The 17,138-nt window shown below is 70.5% G+C and carries 12 protein-coding genes; 6 read left to right on the top strand and 6 right to left on the bottom strand.

Annotation, left to right across the window (positions count from 1 at the left end; translation table 11 throughout):
- The first annotated feature begins 1 nt into the window (after position 1).
- Genes Q0Z83_RS10990 through Q0Z83_RS11005 form a run of 4 tightly spaced genes read left to right on the top strand, consistent with a single transcriptional unit; the run spans position 2 to position 5,809 of the window.
- Positions 2-3,310, top strand: a complete 3,309-nt coding sequence (locus Q0Z83_RS10990; protein WP_317793754.1) for an acetate and sugar kinases/Hsc70/actin family protein — start codon at positions 2-4, stop codon at positions 3,308-3,310.
- Entirely contained in the window at positions 3,310-4,374 is a 1,065-nt protein-coding gene (locus Q0Z83_RS10995) for a hypothetical protein (RefSeq protein ID WP_317793755.1), read from the top strand. The genes Q0Z83_RS10990 and Q0Z83_RS10995 overlap by 1 nt, the downstream gene beginning before the upstream one ends.
- Positions 4,364-5,095: a hypothetical protein gene (locus Q0Z83_RS11000; protein WP_317793756.1), complete on the top strand. Its 732-nt coding sequence runs from the start codon at positions 4,364-4,366 to the stop codon at positions 5,093-5,095. Before Q0Z83_RS10995 ends, Q0Z83_RS11000 begins: the two co-directional genes overlap by 11 nt.
- Entirely contained in the window at positions 5,096-5,809 is a 714-nt protein-coding gene (locus tag Q0Z83_RS11005) for a hypothetical protein (RefSeq protein ID WP_317793757.1), read from the top strand.
- 43 nt (positions 5,810-5,852) lie between these two features.
- Here Q0Z83_RS11005 and Q0Z83_RS11010 read toward each other — a convergent pair whose 3' ends face one another.
- From Q0Z83_RS11010 to Q0Z83_RS11020, 3 genes are all read right to left on the bottom strand, one after another.
- The gene (locus tag Q0Z83_RS11010; RefSeq protein WP_317797064.1) at positions 5,853-6,143 is read right to left on the bottom strand and encodes a GNAT family N-acetyltransferase; all 291 of its coding nucleotides are present in this window, start codon (positions 6,141-6,143) and stop codon (positions 5,853-5,855) included.
- Between the two features lie 39 nt (positions 6,144-6,182).
- On the bottom strand, positions 6,183-10,040 hold the full coding sequence (locus Q0Z83_RS11015; RefSeq protein ID WP_317793758.1) for an NACHT domain-containing protein: 3,858 nt from the start codon (positions 10,038-10,040) through the stop codon (positions 6,183-6,185).
- 73 nt (positions 10,041-10,113) lie between these two features.
- Positions 10,114-11,541, bottom strand: a complete 1,428-nt coding sequence (locus tag Q0Z83_RS11020; RefSeq protein WP_317793759.1) for an MDR family MFS transporter — start codon at positions 11,539-11,541, stop codon at positions 10,114-10,116.
- 73 nt (positions 11,542-11,614) lie between these two features.
- Between Q0Z83_RS11020 and Q0Z83_RS11025 the strand changes: the two genes are divergently transcribed.
- Positions 11,615-12,217 carry a TetR/AcrR family transcriptional regulator gene (locus tag Q0Z83_RS11025; RefSeq protein WP_317793760.1) on the top strand — a complete coding sequence of 201 codons (603 nt, stop codon included), beginning with the start codon at positions 11,615-11,617 and terminating at the stop codon, positions 12,215-12,217.
- Between the two features lie 11 nt (positions 12,218-12,228).
- On the opposite strand, the gene Q0Z83_RS11030 is transcribed toward Q0Z83_RS11025, so the two are convergent.
- A complete protein-coding gene (locus Q0Z83_RS11030) occupies positions 12,229-12,774 on the bottom strand; it encodes a YbhB/YbcL family Raf kinase inhibitor-like protein (protein WP_317793761.1) in 546 nt (181 codons plus the stop codon).
- Positions 12,775-12,921: 147 nt separating this feature from the next.
- Here Q0Z83_RS11030 and Q0Z83_RS11035 point away from each other — a divergent pair, with 147 nt between their 5' ends.
- Positions 12,922-13,767, top strand: coding sequence for a helix-turn-helix transcriptional regulator (locus tag Q0Z83_RS11035; RefSeq protein ID WP_317793762.1), 846 nt, complete (start codon positions 12,922-12,924; stop codon positions 13,765-13,767).
- 9 nt (positions 13,768-13,776) lie between these two features.
- On the opposite strand, the gene Q0Z83_RS55760 is transcribed toward Q0Z83_RS11035, so the two are convergent.
- Together Q0Z83_RS55760 and Q0Z83_RS11050 are read right to left on the bottom strand one after the other, a co-directional pair.
- Positions 13,777-15,249, bottom strand: coding sequence for a M20/M25/M40 family metallo-hydrolase (locus tag Q0Z83_RS55760; protein WP_378079043.1), 1,473 nt, complete (start codon positions 15,247-15,249; stop codon positions 13,777-13,779).
- A 112-nt stretch (positions 15,250-15,361) separates the two neighbouring features.
- Positions 15,362-17,002, bottom strand: a complete 1,641-nt coding sequence (locus tag Q0Z83_RS11050; protein WP_317793763.1) for a glycoside hydrolase family 9 protein — start codon at positions 17,000-17,002, stop codon at positions 15,362-15,364.
- Positions 17,003-17,138: the final 136 nt, after the last annotated feature.

Genomic DNA, 17,138 nt, shown 5'->3' on the forward strand with positions numbered 1-17,138 from the left:
CATGGACGTCGAACTCGAGTTCGTCGCCGCCGGAGACGGCACGCCCCGCCGGCAGTTCACCCTCGACCCCACGGCCGGGCCGGTCACCCCGCCCACCGCGATCCTGTCCAACCGGCTGAACCGGCCGTTGGTCATCGCCGCGATCACCGTGGTCGCGGCCGGTGACGACCGAGCCGGCGCCGCGGCCCGGTTCGCCGCCGCCTGGCAACCGGAGGTACCGCCGCACGGAATCGATCTTCCGGCGCTGGGCCGGTACATGGCGCCGTGGCGGCAGATCCCGGCCACCGACGTACCGCCCGGCCGGGTCGCCTACGCCTGGTCGCTCACCGTCGCCGAACGTCTGCCGGACGGGCGGCTGCGTGCGGTCGAGACGATCCGTCACCGGTGCCTGATCGAGGTGCCGGTGGCCGTACCCCCGGAGCCCGAACCCGCCGCCGCGACGCAACCGCAACCGCAACCGCAGGCCGGGCCCGAGTCGCGGCCGGAACCGGCGGCGGTGCCGGACGGGCCGGTCCACGACGGCTGGATCGCCATCGATTACGGCATGTCCAACTCCACCGTCACGATGTTCGACCAGAGCCAGAAGCGGGCCCTGATCGGCCTGCCCCCGACTCAGACCGCGGTGCTGCGGGACCTGCTCAACGACCTGCTCACCGAGGAGGGCGACGACTTCGGGCTGGACCGTGCCCAGTGGCGGCGGGTGCTGGAATCGGTCGGCCGGGCACTGGCCGCCGCCCGGCCCGAGCAGTCCGGTGTCGCCCCGCTGGAACAGGTCCGACTGTCGATGGCCGGTGACGGTGTCTTCGACGTGCTGCTCGGACTCGACAGGCAGGCCGCGATCGCCCCACAGCGGGAACGCGACGAACTGGCCGCCGCGCTGGAACGGCTCAGCGCCAAGGTGTTCAGCCATCCGCCGATCGAGGAGATGCAACTCATCCCGATCGCCCTGCACGCCGGTGAGCCGTCGATCTCCAGCGACGCGCACGTGCTCGGCCTGAAACCGTTCCGACTGGCGATGTGGGACGACGGCGAGACCGACGTCGACGACGACGTGCCGCTCGCCGTCGAGCAGCAGCCCGGCCTCAAACGGTTCCTGGGCAATCCCCGCCCGCTGCCCGGCCTGCCGTCCGGCACCGACCGGCCGGACACCCAGCAGGCGCTGACCGCCCTCTGGCAGCGGCTGCTCCACAAGATCGAAGAGTTCCGGGAGCGGGAGCCGGACCGCTACTCACCCGGCCGGATCGACCGGGCGGTGGTGACCTACCCGACCACCGCCCCGCCGCAGACCCGTCTCGACATGGAGGAACTGGCCCGCTCGGTCGGCATCCGGATCGTCGACACCCGGTTCGACGAGGCCACCGCGGCCGCCATGTTCTCGCTGATGCGGCAGTTCTCCGGCGACCACGCCACCGGCATCGAGGCGTTCCGGGCCCGCAGCCGCCCGGTGATCCCCGCCGACACCGGCGCTGGTGAGGACACCGAGACACCGGTCCACGAGCGGGAATGGCGCTACAACACGCTGGTCATCGACATCGGCGGCGGATCCACCGACGTGGCGCTGCTCGGCCTGACCCTCGCCGACTGCACCGAGCGGGACCCCACCGTCCCGCCCGACCAGCAGGGCCGCTACTACGAGCTGCGACCCACCGTGCTCGGCAAGGCCGGCGACCTGCAGCTCGGCGGCGACCGGATCACCCTGGGCATCTTCCGGCTGCTGAAGGTCAAGCTCGCCGACGCGGTGCTCACCGCGTCACCGGGCATGGTGCTCAGCGACTACGAGAACTACGTGGAGAACGGGCGCTATCTGCCCGGCTCCCTGCTGGCCCGACCCGGTGGCCCGGACGACCTGATCGACGCGGCGGTGCCGACCAGGTGGGCCGGGGTGCGCACCGGGGCCGAGGCACGCGCCGCCCGGGAACGTTTCCGCCGGCTCTGGGACGAGGCCGAGCGGGCCAAACGGGCCTCCGCCGATCAAAAGCCCTATCCGGTACGCAACATCGCCGACCTGCTTCAGCTGCCGACCACCGGGGACCTGCCGGCCACGTTCTCGATCGACTGGGCGGACGTCTGCGGCGAGATCGACAAGGTCCTCGTCCGGTCCATCGAGATCGGACTGTCGGTCGCCCGTAAACGGCTGTCCGAGGTCGGCGGCCGCAAGGAGCCACTGGACACGATCATCCTGTCCGGCGGCACCTCCGCACTGCCGCGGACCCGGCAGCTGCTGCACCGGATCTTCGCCGAGGAGACCGCCGAGAACCGCCGGGACGCCCTCGACTGGAATCCGCTGCGTGTCGTCCACGACCCGGACTTCGCCAAACTCGGCACCTCGATCGGGGCCTGCTGGGCGTACCACATCGATCAGAAGGGTTTCGCCGACCGCGAAGCGGCCCGGCAGCGGGTCGCGATGGGCCGCACCGAGATCCACATCGACGTCGACAACCTGCTGCACGTCCTGCCCTACGGGCTGACCCTGTCGGCGCACGGCATGGACGCGATACCGATCTTCACCGCCGGTCAGGAGTTCGAGCGGGTCGGCGCCAAGGGCGAGGGCACCCTGCGTTCCGGCTGGTACCGGGCCGTGCCCGACCTCACGATCAACCGCAAGGGCTTCTCCACCGCCGAGGTCGCCACCCGCTGGGGACACCTGAACCTGGCCAGCTGGGCGCTGGACCACGAGGACCCGGACCGGTTCAGCCTGGACGAGTGGCGGGCCGCCAGGATTCAGGTGCAGTTCGAGATCGGCGAGACCGACCTGCTGCACGCCTACTTCTGCCTCGGTGAGCCGGACTACGCGATCGACCTGACCGACGGCCGGCGCAACCCCGAGGTGGCCGGACCCGGCCCGGACGGCGACCCGCGGCTGCTCACCCGGCTCTACGTCAACCCGGACGCCGCCGGCGGGCTGTCCAACCACGCCGAGGTCCTCCTCGAACCGTCCAGCACACCGGACGGCTACCTCGTCCCGGGCGGCGAGTCGGAACGGCTGGCCTGCTGGATCAGTGCCCGTCTGCCGCGTCGGGCGCCCCGCGACGGCCTCTGGTGGGTGTACCGCCAGGACCCCGACGACCGCGAACTGATGCGCAAGGTCGGTACGCCGATCCCGGCGATCCGGCACGGCCGGGGCGCCGACACCCGGATCGTCGTCGACGCGTACGGCCGGGTCAGTGCCGTCTCCGGGTACGTGCCGTACGTGGCGGCCACCTCGATGGCCGACGTCCTGGAGAATCCCGGTTCGGTGCTGAAGGTGCCGATGGAGGCCGGCAAGATCGACATGGACCGCCGTTTCGATCCGTTCAACGGCTCCCACTGATGGCCTCCCTCGATGACGCGCTCGGCCGGCTGCTCGACGGCGGCGGGCCACCCGCCGCCGTCACCCGCGGGATGCTCGCCGGCCTACGGGAGGCACTGGCCCAGGTCACACCGGACGCGCCGGAGGCCGACGAGGCGATCACCCGGCTGTTGACCGCCGCCGAGCCGGGCACCCCACGCCCGGCCGAGGTGACCGCCCCGCCCGCCCGCGCCGCCCGTCCCGATCGGCTGCTGGCCGAGGTCTGGGCGCGGGCGATCCCGATCACCGCCGAACGCAACCCGGGGGAGCCGCCCACCGACCCCGGCCGGCTCTGGGACGAGATCCACCTGCTCGGTCTGCGGATCTCCGCCGACGAGCGCACCGATCTGACGACCCGGGCGGTGGCGGCGGCCCGTGCCGTAGGCGCCGAACCCGGCGATCCCGCCACGGTGATACCCGGCCCGGCCCGGGAGACGCTGATCCCCTCCCTACGGTCCGGGGACCGCACGCTCAGCACCGGACTCGCCACCGACCCGGCCGCACCGGCACCGGCCGGCCTGCCCGGCGATGGCGGCGCCGAGACGGCCGCCCTGATCCGGCTGATCGCACCGGTCATGGAACTCGTCACCCGGGACCGTCACCTCACCCACTGCCTGCAGGTGCTGCAGTTCCGTGGACTGGCGTCACTGGCTCCGACCGGCGAACAGGACCGGCTGCGGGCCCAAATGGTCAGCCGGGTGGCGGCGGTCGCGGCGGCTCGGGCGTACACCGATGACTGGCTGGAATCGCTGGTCCGGGCACACGAGGCGGTCGTGTCGGTGGTGCACGTCCCGCCGGCGCCGGACGGCAGCTGGTGGGGCGGGCTGCGGCTGCAGGCACACACCCTCGTCCGGGACGGCGCCGGACTAGTCGCCACCGGCCAGGTGAAACTGCCGCCCGCCCGGTTCACTGCGGCGCGGGCGCTGACCGACCACGACATCCCCCTCAAGGTCCCGGAAAGCACCGGGATGGTCCTGGCCTGCGTACGCGTCTGGTCGAGAATCCACGACACCGAGAGCCCTGGACGGGTGATCTATGCGAGCTGACTGGCCCGGCACCGGGGACACGTACGTCTCCCGGCTGGCCGCCGCCCGTGCGGCCTTCCACCCCGACGAGATCCGCGACGGCTGGCTCGCGGTCGGCCGGGACAACCGGCCGACCGCCGCCGGAACCGGCACCGCCGTCTCCTTCCGGCTGTCCACCGACGGCGGCACCCGCGTCGTCGACTGCTTCCTCGGCCCACCCGGCGACGGGATACGGGACCGCTGCCGGCACCTGTCGGCGCTCACCGGCCTGCCCGACGAGGTGGTGGTGCCACGCTGGTACGACGGTGGTGTCACCGTCGACGAGCAGGACTTCCCGATCCTGGTGCACACCGAGCAGTCCGGCCCGACCCTCGCCGACCGCCTGCCCGCCCTCGCCGAGGAGCAGGTCGGCAACCTGCTGGAACGCTGGCTCACGCTGCGCGACGACCTGGCCCGCCGGTTCGACCTGCACCACGCCGGTCCGGATCCGCGGCTGGTCTTCCTTCCCGACGACCAGCTCGCCACGGTACGGGTGACCGGCTGGGAGAATCCGCCCGGCGACGTTCCCGGTGCCGACCGGCTGGCACAGGCCCTCCGTGATCGGCTGACCGACCTGAACCCGGTACCCGTCGTGGTGGCCGAACCTCCGGCGCGGGGGCGGTCCGTCCGTACCATCGCGCTGGTGATGGCGGCCGCGCTGACGCTGTGCGTGGCCGGCCTGGTCGCGCTGTGGGTGATCTAGATGGGGCGCCTCCGATCGCTGCGATGGGGCGAAGTCTGGGCGGCCCGGCCGGACGGGCCGCCGCCCGGCCGGGCGCTCCGGACGATCGTCGTGCTGTTCGCCGTGATGGTGGTCGTCTGTGTCGCGACGGTCGTCAGCGCCGGGATCCGGATCGCCGCGACCGGCCGGGCCGCGGCCGGTGCCGAACGGGACCTGGCCGGCGTCCGTGACGAGCTCACCGGGGTACGGGCGGACCTGACGGAGTCCGAGCAGCGCGGCGCGTCGTCGGCGGCGAAGACCGTCACGGTCACGCGGGAGAGCGTGGCCGCCGCTCTCGGTGGCATCGACGCAGCGACGTTCGACCTGCCGATCACGATCTGCGTCGCCGACGACGACTGCCCGGACCGGCAGACCGTCACCGTGACCCTCGTCGGTTGCGACGGATTTCCGTGTGTCATGGTGCCGGACTGGGGCGTCACCGATCCGGTACGGCTGGAACTCGGCGGCCTCGAATGGCGGGCCGACGGCGGCCTGAGCACCGACAAGCTGAGCTGCGCCGGTGACCGGTTGCCCGCCACCTGGACGTTGCGGGCGACGGTGGCCGAGGCGCGATACAGCGTCAGCGGCGGCTGGACACCGGTCCGGATCACCGCGACCTTCGACGTGGACAGTACCGACGAGCCGACGGACTGCGATTACACCGGCATGCGCTGGACCACCGAGGTGGCGCTGTAGACCTGATATCCGGCCACCCCTTGACCAGTCGGCGTGGATGGAGTCACCCGGACCGCATGCCGAGCCACTGCTCCGCGCCCCAAGCGTGGAACCGCTCGATCTCGGTGAACCCCGACTTCGCCGCCAAGCGCATCGAACCGGCGTTGGCGCTCTGCGTGGCCAGCACGACCGGCTCGCCGGGAAGGACGCCGTCGAACCAATCGAGTGCCGCCACGCAGGCCTCCGCGGCATACCCGAATCCCCACGCCCGCGGCAGAAACAAGTAGCCGAGGTCGACCTTTCCGACGGCGGCCGGGCGGTTCATGGATCCTCTCCGGAGCAGGACATGGCCGATCGGCCAGGGGCGTCGGCGAGCGGTGGTGACATCGCGCCGTCACCGACGGGCGATCTCCGGCAGGTGCCGGAACGGTCGTCCGGAGTGTGAGTCGGGCGAGGCCAGCTGGTCGAGTATCACCAAGCCGGTCTGATCGCCGAGCTGTGCCAGTGTCTCGCCGGCCGAGCGCCGCAGCTCGATGGAGTTGCTCGGATCTTGGCCGATCGCCTTGATGACGCCGAGCGCGCCGGCTGTTCCGATGCTTCCGAGGCTTCTCATCGCTGACTCGCGTAGTTCTCCCGGCGCGTTGTAGCCCAGTGCTACTCGCCGGATCGCGAGGAGATCGGCCGGTTCACGGGGGACCGCGATCAAGGCCAGAGCCTTGGCGCGTGTCTGGCCGTCGAGCTCGTCGTCGCAGGCGAGACCGCGTAGCGCCTCGCGAGCCAGCCTGTCGCCGCGGTGGCTGAGGATCTCGGCGAGCCGGAGTCGGATGGCAGGCGGAATCACCGCGGCGGAGATCAGCCGTCGCACTTCGTCGTGATCGGCGGGGCTGCCGGCGTAGGCGAGTGTCTCTCCGATCACGAGACGCGTCTCGTAGCCGATCCGGTCGTCCCACATCGACGGCCACAGCCGGCGCACGGCCTGGTGCTCGCCGACAGCCAGGAGTTTCCGGACGACCGGCCCGGCGAGTCGCGAATCGTGTGGTTGGAGTGCCGTGTCGATGAGGACGACGACGTCCTCCGGATCGTGCCGTTGAAGCAGGCGATCCAGGAGGATCTCCCGCGCGCGGACGTCGATCTCCGGAGCGAGGGCCAGCCGCCGTACGCGGGACAGATCGGACTGGTTTCCGTTTCGGACCAGATGAATGATCAGGCGCCCGCGAGTTCCCGGGTCGTAACGAGCATCGAGCACCATGGCCCGGCAGCGGTCCAACGAGCCGGACGGGCCGACCAGATGGTCGACGACAAGGTTCCGGAGCCAGCCGAGGTCGTCCGGGCCGCGCGTGTCGTCACCGTTGCGGGTCCAAGCGAACGAGATCAGCCAGTCCATCGTGGGGCTGTCCGCCACAGCGAGCAGACGAGTCGCGGCAGCCTTGCGGTGGCCGAGAGCGACCGCGGCTCGAGAAACGAGCCGGCACAACTGTTCCGGATCGGCCGGCAGTTCGTCGGGGAGGTCTGGTTGTTCGACCGGGTCGGGTGTGGACCGGGAGGGTTCCTCGGCCGGCGACGAGATTCGCGGGTGAAGGTATCGCCGTACCGCCGCCGCCCCGGGTAGGGGCCACCATTCGGCCCTCTGGTCGCTCGCCAGGTCGAGCAGAATGCGATGGGCGGCCGGGTCGTTGCGATCCAGCAGGGCCCTCGCGGCGTCCAGGCGGAGCATGCCGTCCTCGTCGGGATCGGTCGCGACCTGCAGGAGCAGCCGTGGATCGTCCCGGCATGAGCCGTGACGCATGGTGTCGATGACCAGGGCGCGGGTCGGGCGCGGAGCGCTTCGGTCGACGCACAGAGCGTGCATCACGCCGTGACCGCCCCCGTGGTTTCGGAAGAAGCGGATGGCCTCGGTACGCAGATCCGGTTCCGCCGTCGGGTCGAGGGCGAGGTCGCTTGGCAGGCGACAGTTGTAGTTGTGCCGGGCGCTCGCGAGGATCGATGTCCGGGTGGCGAGCGGGACGGTCCGATCCGTTGCCGTGGCGTGAAGCAGGTCGGCGGCCGCGCCGTCGGTTCGGGTGGCGAGTGTTTCGACCATGACGGCGACGGTGTCCGGGGGAGTCGACGGTTCGCGGAGCAGATCCTGGATCACGCGGATGCCGTCCGTTCCACGGCGCCGGGCCACGGCTGCTGCGGCTTTGCACCGTATGTCGACGGGCGCGCCGCCATCGCGGCATATGCGTTCCAACACGTCTTGAAGGCGTGGGTCCACGTCGAAGTGATCGTCGACAAGCCGCAGGGTCGCCTCGGCTCGGACGTCCAGGGTATGTCGCTGATCCATCGCGATCTGCTGATCAGCGACCACCGTGAGCGAGGTACCGGCTTCGTCCACCGGTGCCGTTGATCCGACCCAGTTGTCCACTCCCTTGAGCAGGTGGCCACCCATCCGATTGCCGCGGCTTGTCAAACGACGGGCGGCCCAGCGTCGGCAGGGAGTTCCGATCCGGCGGTCGGACGCTACCGCGACCAGCAATTGCTCCCCCAGCGCGGCGTCGATGTCGGCGATCTTGTCGCTGATCAACGTTCGAGGCCATGGCGGCGTCTGTGGTGACTCTGCCATGGTGGTGAGCCACCGGCACACCGCATCGTCGATGACTGCCAGGCCTGCGAGGAGCATGAGGGCCTCGCCTGCGGCGGCGCCGTCACTCAACAGGCAGGTGCCCAGTGCGGTCACCACCCGGCCTTGAGCATCGGGATCCACCGTCGCACCGTCGAGGAGAAGGTGACCGGCTCGCATCTGGTCGCTCACCGGCCCGCCGAGAAGGCTGTGGATCGCTGTCTCCGCCAGGCCGGCTCGGGCGATACAGAACAACGCGAAGCTTCTGGTGTTCGGATCGTCGAGCTCGCTCAGCCGGCGCGACAGGTCGACGGGCTGCGCCGGGGCGGCGAGAAACTCCGCCACGCTGTGATGAATGAAGGCGATTGCCGTGCCGTCCGACACCACCAACGAGGTCGCGGTCAGGCTCTCGCGTAGAGCCTCGCGGCCCTCGGCCGAGTTGAGCCATGACCGGACCGACGTGGGTGCCTCTGCGGTGCAATAGTCGGTTACCGACCGGAAGAGCGCACCGGGCCCCGACTGGACCGTTGCCGTCGCGGCGACCATCAGAAGGTGGTCGATGTTGTCGGCGAGCCAGACCTCGGCCTCCTGGACGGCGAGGCTCGGCAGCTGTCCACGTGACCGGCGAAGGAGTTCCACGAACTGCTCGTAGAGCTCGGTCCGCGAGGTCGGAAGACGAGCTGCGCGGTCGAACTCGTGGATCACCGCGGCCATGGCCGCCATCAGGGGGACTCGGATCAGGTTCGCCAGCGGCCCGGTCCCGAAGCGGGTGAGGAACCGCCTCGCCTCGCCTCGAGGATCGGGATTACGGCGGTAAGCGAACCACTTCTCGGCGAACAGCTCGAGGCGCCCGTCATCGAACACGCATAGTCGCAGTTCGGTAGCCGGAACGCCGGCGTCCAGGGGAGATCGGCTGGTGATGACGAGCCGCATCGTTCGGCTTCGGCTCGTGACTTCAAGGCGGATCAGGGTGAGCAGTCGGCTGCGTTCGGTCGACGACAGGATCTCGTCGACACCGTCGATGATGATCAGCCACTCGGCGCCCCGGGCCGGTCGTCGCCGAAAGACGTCAGCGCCGATGGACACCCCCCGTTCCGTGAAGTGGTCGGCGAGTGCCTCCGCCAGCGTCTCCCCGTGGGCCTCGGCGAGGCCCGCGGCGGGAACTCGTACCGCGACCGTGCTGCTCACCGGTGCCGCCGTCCGCCGGAACCAGCCCGCGTTCAACCAGAACTCGGCGGACTCGCGGACGATGTTCTTCGCGAGTGTCGACTTTCCCGTGCCGGGCCCGCCGACCATGACGACGTCGGTGAATTCGGTGAGCATCTCGTGCGCGTCGAAGTATGTCGGTTCCCCCGACGAGCGCTCCGACACCGTCTTCTCGGTCTGCAGTTCGACGTAGGTGTCGCCGATCAGTGGCTGGCCGATCGACCACGGCTCGTATGCGGACTGCTCTGCCGTGACTCGCTGCGCTTCGAGTAGTCGCCGCACCACGGGCGCGGGGAGTCTTCCCGCTGGTAGCCACCGTCGCCGAGAACGCGTACCCCGCAGCCATCCGAGGCCGAGGGCGACGCCGAAGGCGCCGAGTACGGCGCATACCGCGCTGACGACCGAACCGACCTTGTCCAGGACATCGAGACCGGGGAGCAGATCCACCATGCGAGCGTAGGAGTGCTCGGCAACGACGGATGTCGCTTGGTCGGCATTGCCGGCCCCGTCGGGTGGGTCGTCAGGCGGAGGCGTGGGCGGGTGTCGGGGTGGGGGCGGGCAGGGCGGTGGTGCCGCCGGGCAGGACGAAGGAGAGCAGCACGGCGAGGCCGGTGAAGCCGGTCGTCCACCAGAACGCCGCGTGGAACGCCGTGGTCGTCGAGCCCGAGCCGGTCGTCGACGTCGCCAGGATCACCGCGAGCAGGGCTACCCCGACCGAGCCGCCGACCTGCTGGGCGATCCGGGTCACGATGCCGGCGTGCGGCATCTCGTCCCGGTCCAGGCCGACGAAGGCGACCGTCATCAGTGGAATCATCACCATGCCCAGGCCCAGGCCGCGGACGAACAGCGCGACCAGCAGCAGCCATGTCGTGGTGCCGGTGCCGGCGAAGGCGAACGGCACGGTGGCCGCGCCGACCAGCAGGAAGCCGAGGAAGACCACCCAGCGGGCGCCGATCCGGTCCAGCATGCGGGTCGCGACGGTACGGCTGATCAGCGACCCCACGCCCTGCGGGATCAGCAGTAGACCGGCGCCGAGCGCGTCCTCGCCGCGCAGTTCCTGCCAGTAGAGCGGTAGCAGCAGCATCGAGCCGTAGAGGGCGGCCCCGGACAGGAACATCAGGGTGGTCGCGGCCCAGGTCGGCCGCGAGCGCAGCACGTCGAGGTCGACGAGCGCGTCACCGCGGTGGCGCAGCGCCCAGACGACGAACGCGGCCAGCAGGACCGCGCCGCCGGCCAGCGGCGGATAGACGTCGGGCTGGGTGAATCCGCCGCCGCCGGTGACGTTCGACAGGCCCCAGAGTAGGGCGACGAGGGCGGGGGAGAGTAGGAGCAGGCCCACCACGTCCAGTTTGACGCGGCGGCCGGACCGGTCGGCCGGGATCATCCGCTGGGCGAGAACCAGGCCGGCCACGCAGAGCGGCACGTTTACCAGGAAGAGCAACTGCCAGTCGCCGGCGCCGAGGATCAGCCCGCCGATCACCGGCCCCAGGATCGGGCCGAGCGCGGTGGGCAGGGCGATGACCGACATCAGCCGGTTGCGGTCGGCGCCCTGGGCCGCCTGCATGATCATCGTGGTCATCAGGGGGATCATCACGCCGCCGCCCAGGCCCTGCAGCACCCGGAAGGCGATCAGGCTGGGCGCGTTCCAGGCCATCGAGCACAGCACCGAACCGGCCAGGAAGGCGGCCAGCGCGACCATCCACAGTCGCTTGGCGCCGAGTCGGCTCTGCAGCCAGCCGACGGTCGGGATCACCACACCGAGGGCCAGCAGGTACGCGGTGCTCACCCACTGGATGGTGCTGACGTCGGCGTTCAGGTCGGCGGCCAGCTCGTGCAGGGCCACGCTGACGATCGTCGAGTCGAGGATCACGGCGATGCCGCCGACCAGGACCGCGATGGCCGTACGCATCGCGGTGTCATCGGTCGTCCGGGCCGGAGGGAGTGACATGACCTACCGCCTTAAGATACGAAGCTGTATCTAACTTTGCGTCGACGGTAAGCCCCTGCGATAAGATACGCAAGTGACTCTTAAGGGCCGGCGGCGTGGAACCGAACTGGAAGACGCGATCCTCGACGCCGCATTCGAGGTGCTGACCGAGCACAGCTACGCCGGCTTCACCTACGAGGCGATCGCCGCCCGCGCCGGGACCAGCCGTCCGGTGCTCTACCGGCGCTGGGCCCAGCGGGAGGATCTGCTGCTGGCCACGATCCGCAAACACTGGGCGGCGCATCCGGTCGAGCTGCCCGACACCGGCAACCTCCGCGACGACGCGATCGGCTTCCTGCGCAACGCCGGCGCGGGCCGCTCCGGCATGATGACCATGCTCGGCATGCAGCTCGCCGAGTACTTCCGGGCCACCGGGACCAGCTTCAGCGACCTGCGGCGGCACCTGCTGATCCCCGGCCGGCGGTCGGGTTTCGAACGGCTGCTGGAGCGGGCGGTCCAGCGCGGCGAGCTGCCCGACGTGCCGCGCCCGCCCCGCGTGGTCAACGTGCCCTTCGACCTGTTCCGGCACGAGATGTTCATGACCATGCGCCCGCCGTCCGACGAGACCGCCATCGAGATCATCGATCAGATCTGGCTACCGCTGCTCGGCTGGCGGCCCGCTCCTCCGGACCTCTGAGACGACTCGGGTCAGGCCGCCGGAGTCTCGGCGGTGGCCACGATGGTGGCCCGGCCGAGGATGTGCCCGGCCATCGTGAACCCGAGAACGGCCGGGGTGACGTCGGCCGGCACCCCGATGTCCTCGACATCCAGGGCGTGCACGGTGATGAAGTAGCGATGCGGGCCGTGCCCGGCCGGCGGAGCCGCACCGACGTACTGCGCCAGACCGGCGTCGTTGCGCAGCTGGAACGCTCCCGCCGGCAGCCCCGAGCCCGCGCCGTCACCGGCGCCCGCGGGCAGAGCCGTCACATCGGCCGGGATGCCGGCGACCACCCAGTGCCAGAAACCGGACATCGTCGGCGCATCGGGGTCGAAGACGGTCACCGCGAAACTCCTCGTGCCCTCGGGTGCACCGGCCCAGGCCAGATCGGGGGAGAGATCCTCGCCGCCGGGGATCCCGAAGGCGCCGGACATCTGCGGCGGGAGCAGGGGCCGGCCGTCGGCGGCCACGGTGCTCGTGACCTCGAAACTCGGCACCTGCGGAAGACGGACGAACGGGCTGTCGGAAACGGTCATGGCGATGCTGCTCCCTGCGCTGGTGAACTGCGAACGCCGACCAGCCTGCAAGCCGCGCCCGACGGCAGGGAGATCCTCGGCATCCTGGTGCCCGCAGTGCCACCCTCAGCTGTCGACGCTGGCATCGAGGCGGGGCAGACTGGGCCGGTGCCAGCGTCCAGAGCCACGAACCGGCCCGAGCTGTCGGCCTTCCTGCGGGCGATGCGATCACGCCTGCGGCCCGACGACGTGGGTCTGCCGCCGACCGACCGGCGGCGCACCCCGGGCCTGCGGCGCCAGGAGGTCGCCCAGCTCGCGGCGGTCAGCATCGACTGGTACATCCGACTGGAGCAGGGCCGCGTCGGCATCCCGGGCGCCGCCGTGCTGGACGCGGTGAGTCAGGCCCTCAAGCTGTCCGAGATCGAGCGGCACCATCTGCACCTGATCGCCCGCGGTGAGGCGCCGCCGCCCCGACATGTGCCGGCGCCGGCCAGTGAGTCGCTGCGGACCCTGCTGCACGGCATGCCCACGACCCCCGCCTGGATCGTGGACTTCCGGTTCGACGTCCTCGCATACAACGCGGCCGCGACGTCGCTGTTCGGCCCGGGTTTCACCGTGGGCACCAACACGGCGCGGGAGCTGTTCCTCGACCCCGGCAGCCGTGACCTCCAGCTGGACTGGGCCCGGATCGCCCGCGAGTATGTCGGCAATCTGCGCGCCAACCTGGCCCGGCACCCGGACGACCCGCCGCTCCAGGCACTCGTCGACGAGCTGCGCCGCGGCAGCCGGGACTTCGCGGTCACGTGGGACGACCAGACCGTGGAGCAGCGGACGAACGGGACCAAACGCATCCTGCATCCCGTCGCCGGGATGATGACCTTGCGCTACGACGTCCTGGCCGTCCAGGACGGATCCGATCAGCGCCTTTCGGTCATCACCCCGGCGGACGCGGCCACCGAGAGTGCCCTGCGTTCGCTGCTGCTCCCGCGACACGGACTGCGCGCGGTGAACTGAGCGGTACGACTACGGGATGGCGCTGGTGTTGAAGGCGAACCGGGCCACCGAGTCGGCGATGGCGTCGGCGTTGACGTCGAGCGCGGTCGCGTTGATGTTGGTGACGGTGTCGCAGGCCTGGTGGTAGCAGACGTCGTAGGCGACACCCGCGGTGCCACCGAACAGGGCCTGCTCCTCGGGCGTCTTGATGCCCTCGGCGCCGGTGAAGATGCCACCGGCCGGAATCCCGACGGCGATGAACGGGCCGTAGTCGGAGCGGCCGTCGAAGTCGGTGCCGACGTGGCCCAGCCCGCGCTTGTCGAAGAACTTCGCCAACTGCTTCTCGATCTGCGCCGAGCCGGGCGGACCGGCCGGCGAGCCCTCGGCGTCCGAGTCGTCGCCGTCGTAGAGCTTGTAGGCGTAGTTGGGTGAGGCCACCATGTCGAAGTTCAGGTACAGCTTGATCCGGTCCTTCTCGGCGGCGGACAGCCCCTCGACGTACTGGTCGGAGCCGAGCAGGCCGGGTTCCTCGGCCGCCCAGAACGCGAAGCGGACCTTGTTCTTGACCGGGACGTGCTTCATCTGCAGGGCGGTTTCCAGGATCGCGGCGGTACCCGACCCGTTGTCGTTGATACCGGGGCCCTCGGGCACGCTGTCCAGGTGGGCGCCGACCATCACGACGTTGCTCGGGTTGCCGGTACGGGTCTCGGCGATCACGTTGTGGTCGGTGCCCAGCGTCAGCGTGGCGTCGACCTTGAGCCGCACGGTGGCCCCCGGCGTGTCGGCGAGCTCGTTGCCGACGGCGAAGCTCGCGAAGACCATCGGGACTCCGGCCCGCCACTCGCCGATGTCGAGCGGGAACGGGTCGGTACGGCCGGGCTGCCCCTCGTTGAACACGATGATCCCGGAAGCGCCGGCGAATCCCGCGTTGCGGATCTTGGTGACGAACGGGCAGGTGCCGCGCTGGATGAGCGCGATCCGGCCGGCGACGAAACCGTCGAAGTCGGAGGTCTCGCAGCCGCTGGTCGACGTGGGTGTCGGGGTCGGCGGCAGGGTGAGGTCGACGGCCTGCACCTGGGCGGTGACATCGCCGGGCGGGGAGGGGGCGAACGTGACGAAGTCCTGGTCGGGCACCCAGGCCTTGCTGGTCGGTGCGGTCAGTTCCAGGGTGGGCGGGCTGTTCTCGACCCAGCCCTCGATGAAGTTGATCGGGTCGAGGGTGACCTTGTAGCCGGCACGGCGCAGTTTGTCGGCGACGTAGTCCCGGGACGCCCGGTAGCCCGGTGTGCCGGCCGCGCGGGTCCCGCCGTTGGCGTCGGCGATCGCCTGAAGTCTGGTGAGGTGCTTCTGGGCGTTCGCTCCGGTGACCTGCTTGACCAGGATCTTGGCGAACACGTCGTCGAGTGAGGTGGCGGAGGCTGGTGAAGGCTGGGCGAGTAACAGGGCGAGGGTCGTGGCCACCGAAACGGCGCCGACAAGCCCTCTGCGAAGACTGGTGCGCATGATCCCCCCCGGACCGATAGATCGATTGATTGTCGTAACTCCGGTGATGCGGAACGTAACGCGCACCTCCGAGGGGCAGGAATGGCCCGACCGTCCGGTAAGGACGGTCCGGTTACCCGAGTTCGGTGACGAAGGCCGCGATCCAGACCAGTGGGGCGTTCCAGTTGATGGTGAGCTCGTTCGTCGACCAGGACCGGATGTCGTCGACGTAGCAGAACTGGCCCACCCGCCCGGCCAGCCGGGCCTGCGCCACCTCGTCCTGCAGCCCCGAGTTGGGGCCGCCCGCCAGGGTGCCCTTCGGTGGATGCGGCAGGCTCGGGTCGAGCTGGTGGGCGTACCAGCGGCTGTGCTGGTTCTCGGCGTAGTCGGTGCCGTGGCCGGTCACGTACGACAGGTTCAGTGCGTTGCGGCCGAGGATGTAGTCCAGGCCCTCCAGGACGCCGTCACGGTAACGAGCCTCGCCGGTCAGGTCGTAGGCCACGGCCAGGACCACCAGGTTGTTCAGCACCATGCTGTTGGAGCCCCAGTGCCACTGATTGCCGGGCGGGGCATAGGCGACGGCGTACGGGTGCGCCCGCTGGATCGCCAGGTAACGGTCCGCGCCGGCGACCACCGACGCGCGCACGTCGTCGAGGCCGGGCAGCTCGTTCGGGGTCAGGGCCAGAGCGAGGCGGGCGGCGGCCGCGGTGGCCGCCCAGTCGAAGGCGTACGTTCCGAACACGTCCGCGGTGTGCAGCGGCGAGGCCGTCACCGCGTCGGCGTACTCCGGCTCGCCGGTGGTCAGGAACAATTCGACCGCGGCCCAGTAGAACTCGTCGCCCACGTCATCGTCGTCGTAGGGTCCGCCGCCGATGGTGTCCGCGACCGGCGCGTACCGGATCGGATGTGTCCCGGCCGCGGTGAACGCGTCCCGCGCGGCAGCCAGCAGACGGTCCGCGTAGTCCGCGTCGTACTTGCGATAGATCCGTGACGCCTGGGCGGCCACCGCGGCCAGGTTGAGGGTCGCCGCCGTGGACACCGGGCGCAGCACCCGCGGTTGCGGGTCGAGGTGCGGCAGCGTCGGCAGGCCGGTCCACTCGAGGTCGTGCATCTTGTGGTGCACCAGGCCGCTCGGCGCCCGCATGCGCAGCAGGAAGTCGAGCTCCCAGCGGACCTCGTTGAGCAGGTCCGGTACGCCGTTGCCGCTCTCCGGCAGATCCAGCGGCAACTGGTCGAGACCGCCGCGGTGCTCGAAGGCGTGCAGCAGCTGCCATACCGTGATGCCGCCGTTGACCACGTATTTGCCCTGGTCGCCCGCGTCGTACCAGCCGCCGCGCACGTCGAGCCGGTGATCGCCGGCATCGGGGGCGCAGGGGACGTCACGGTCGCCGAGGTGCCCGGCCGGGCGGCCGTAGCCCGGCCGCAGGTCCTCGCGGATCTCGATGCCGCTGCGCTGGCAGTAGAAGAACCTCATGGCGTCGGTGAGCAGCGGCCGGTAGAGGCCGGTGCCGATGCGGAACGGATGGCTGGTCGCACCGTCGGCGGTCAGCGTGAAGCCGGTGCCCGGCCGTTGGTGGGTGCTGAAGTCGATGGTGTGCACGTTCTGCCCGGAGGAGATGTCGGTGCCGTGCGGAGCGGTCGTCCCGTCCGCGACGATCCGTCCCCGGTCGTCGGCGAGTCGCCAGGTCAGTGGCTCGACCGCGGCGGTGGCCAGAGTGGCCCGCTTCGGTCCGGACAGTAGATAACCCACCTGGTTGACCGCGACGACAGACATGCCTGGGAACGCTCCCAGCCGCGGCGTCGGCTGTCAAACTTGTCAGGGGGTGCGCCTATCGTGCGCGGCATGACAAGCCGGCCACCGGCTGCTGCGGCGGCATACCGTGTCGCACCGGATGATCGACGATTGGCGC

Origin of the sequence: Actinoplanes sichuanensis (assembly GCF_033097365.1) — a bacterium.
In the GTDB taxonomy this organism is placed as follows: domain Bacteria; phylum Actinomycetota; class Actinomycetes; order Mycobacteriales; family Micromonosporaceae; genus Actinoplanes; species Actinoplanes sichuanensis.

What these genes read in the sequence shown, in the direction of transcription:
- Q0Z83_RS10990 (WP_317793754.1), top strand. Translation starts at nt 2, where the DNA reads ATGGACGTCGAACTCGAGTTCGTCGCCGCCGGAGACGGCACGCCCCGC.
- Q0Z83_RS10995 (WP_317793755.1), top strand. Translation starts at nt 3,310, where the DNA reads ATGGCCTCCCTCGATGACGCGCTCGGCCGGCTGCTCGACGGCGGCGGG.
- Q0Z83_RS11000 (WP_317793756.1), top strand. Translation starts at nt 4,364, where the DNA reads ATGCGAGCTGACTGGCCCGGCACCGGGGACACGTACGTCTCCCGGCTG.
- Q0Z83_RS11005 (WP_317793757.1), top strand. Translation starts at nt 5,096, where the DNA reads ATGGGGCGCCTCCGATCGCTGCGATGGGGCGAAGTCTGGGCGGCCCGG.
- Q0Z83_RS11020 (WP_317793759.1), bottom strand. Translation starts at nt 11,541, where the DNA reads ATGTCACTCCCTCCGGCCCGGACGACCGATGACACCGCGATGCGTACG.
- Q0Z83_RS11030 (WP_317793761.1), bottom strand. Translation starts at nt 12,774, where the DNA reads ATGACCGTTTCCGACAGCCCGTTCGTCCGTCTTCCGCAGGTGCCGAGT.
- Q0Z83_RS55760 (WP_378079043.1), bottom strand. Translation starts at nt 15,249, where the DNA reads ATGCGCACCAGTCTTCGCAGAGGGCTTGTCGGCGCCGTTTCGGTGGCC.
- Q0Z83_RS11050 (WP_317793763.1), bottom strand. Translation starts at nt 17,002, where the DNA reads ATGTCTGTCGTCGCGGTCAACCAGGTGGGTTATCTACTGTCCGGACCG.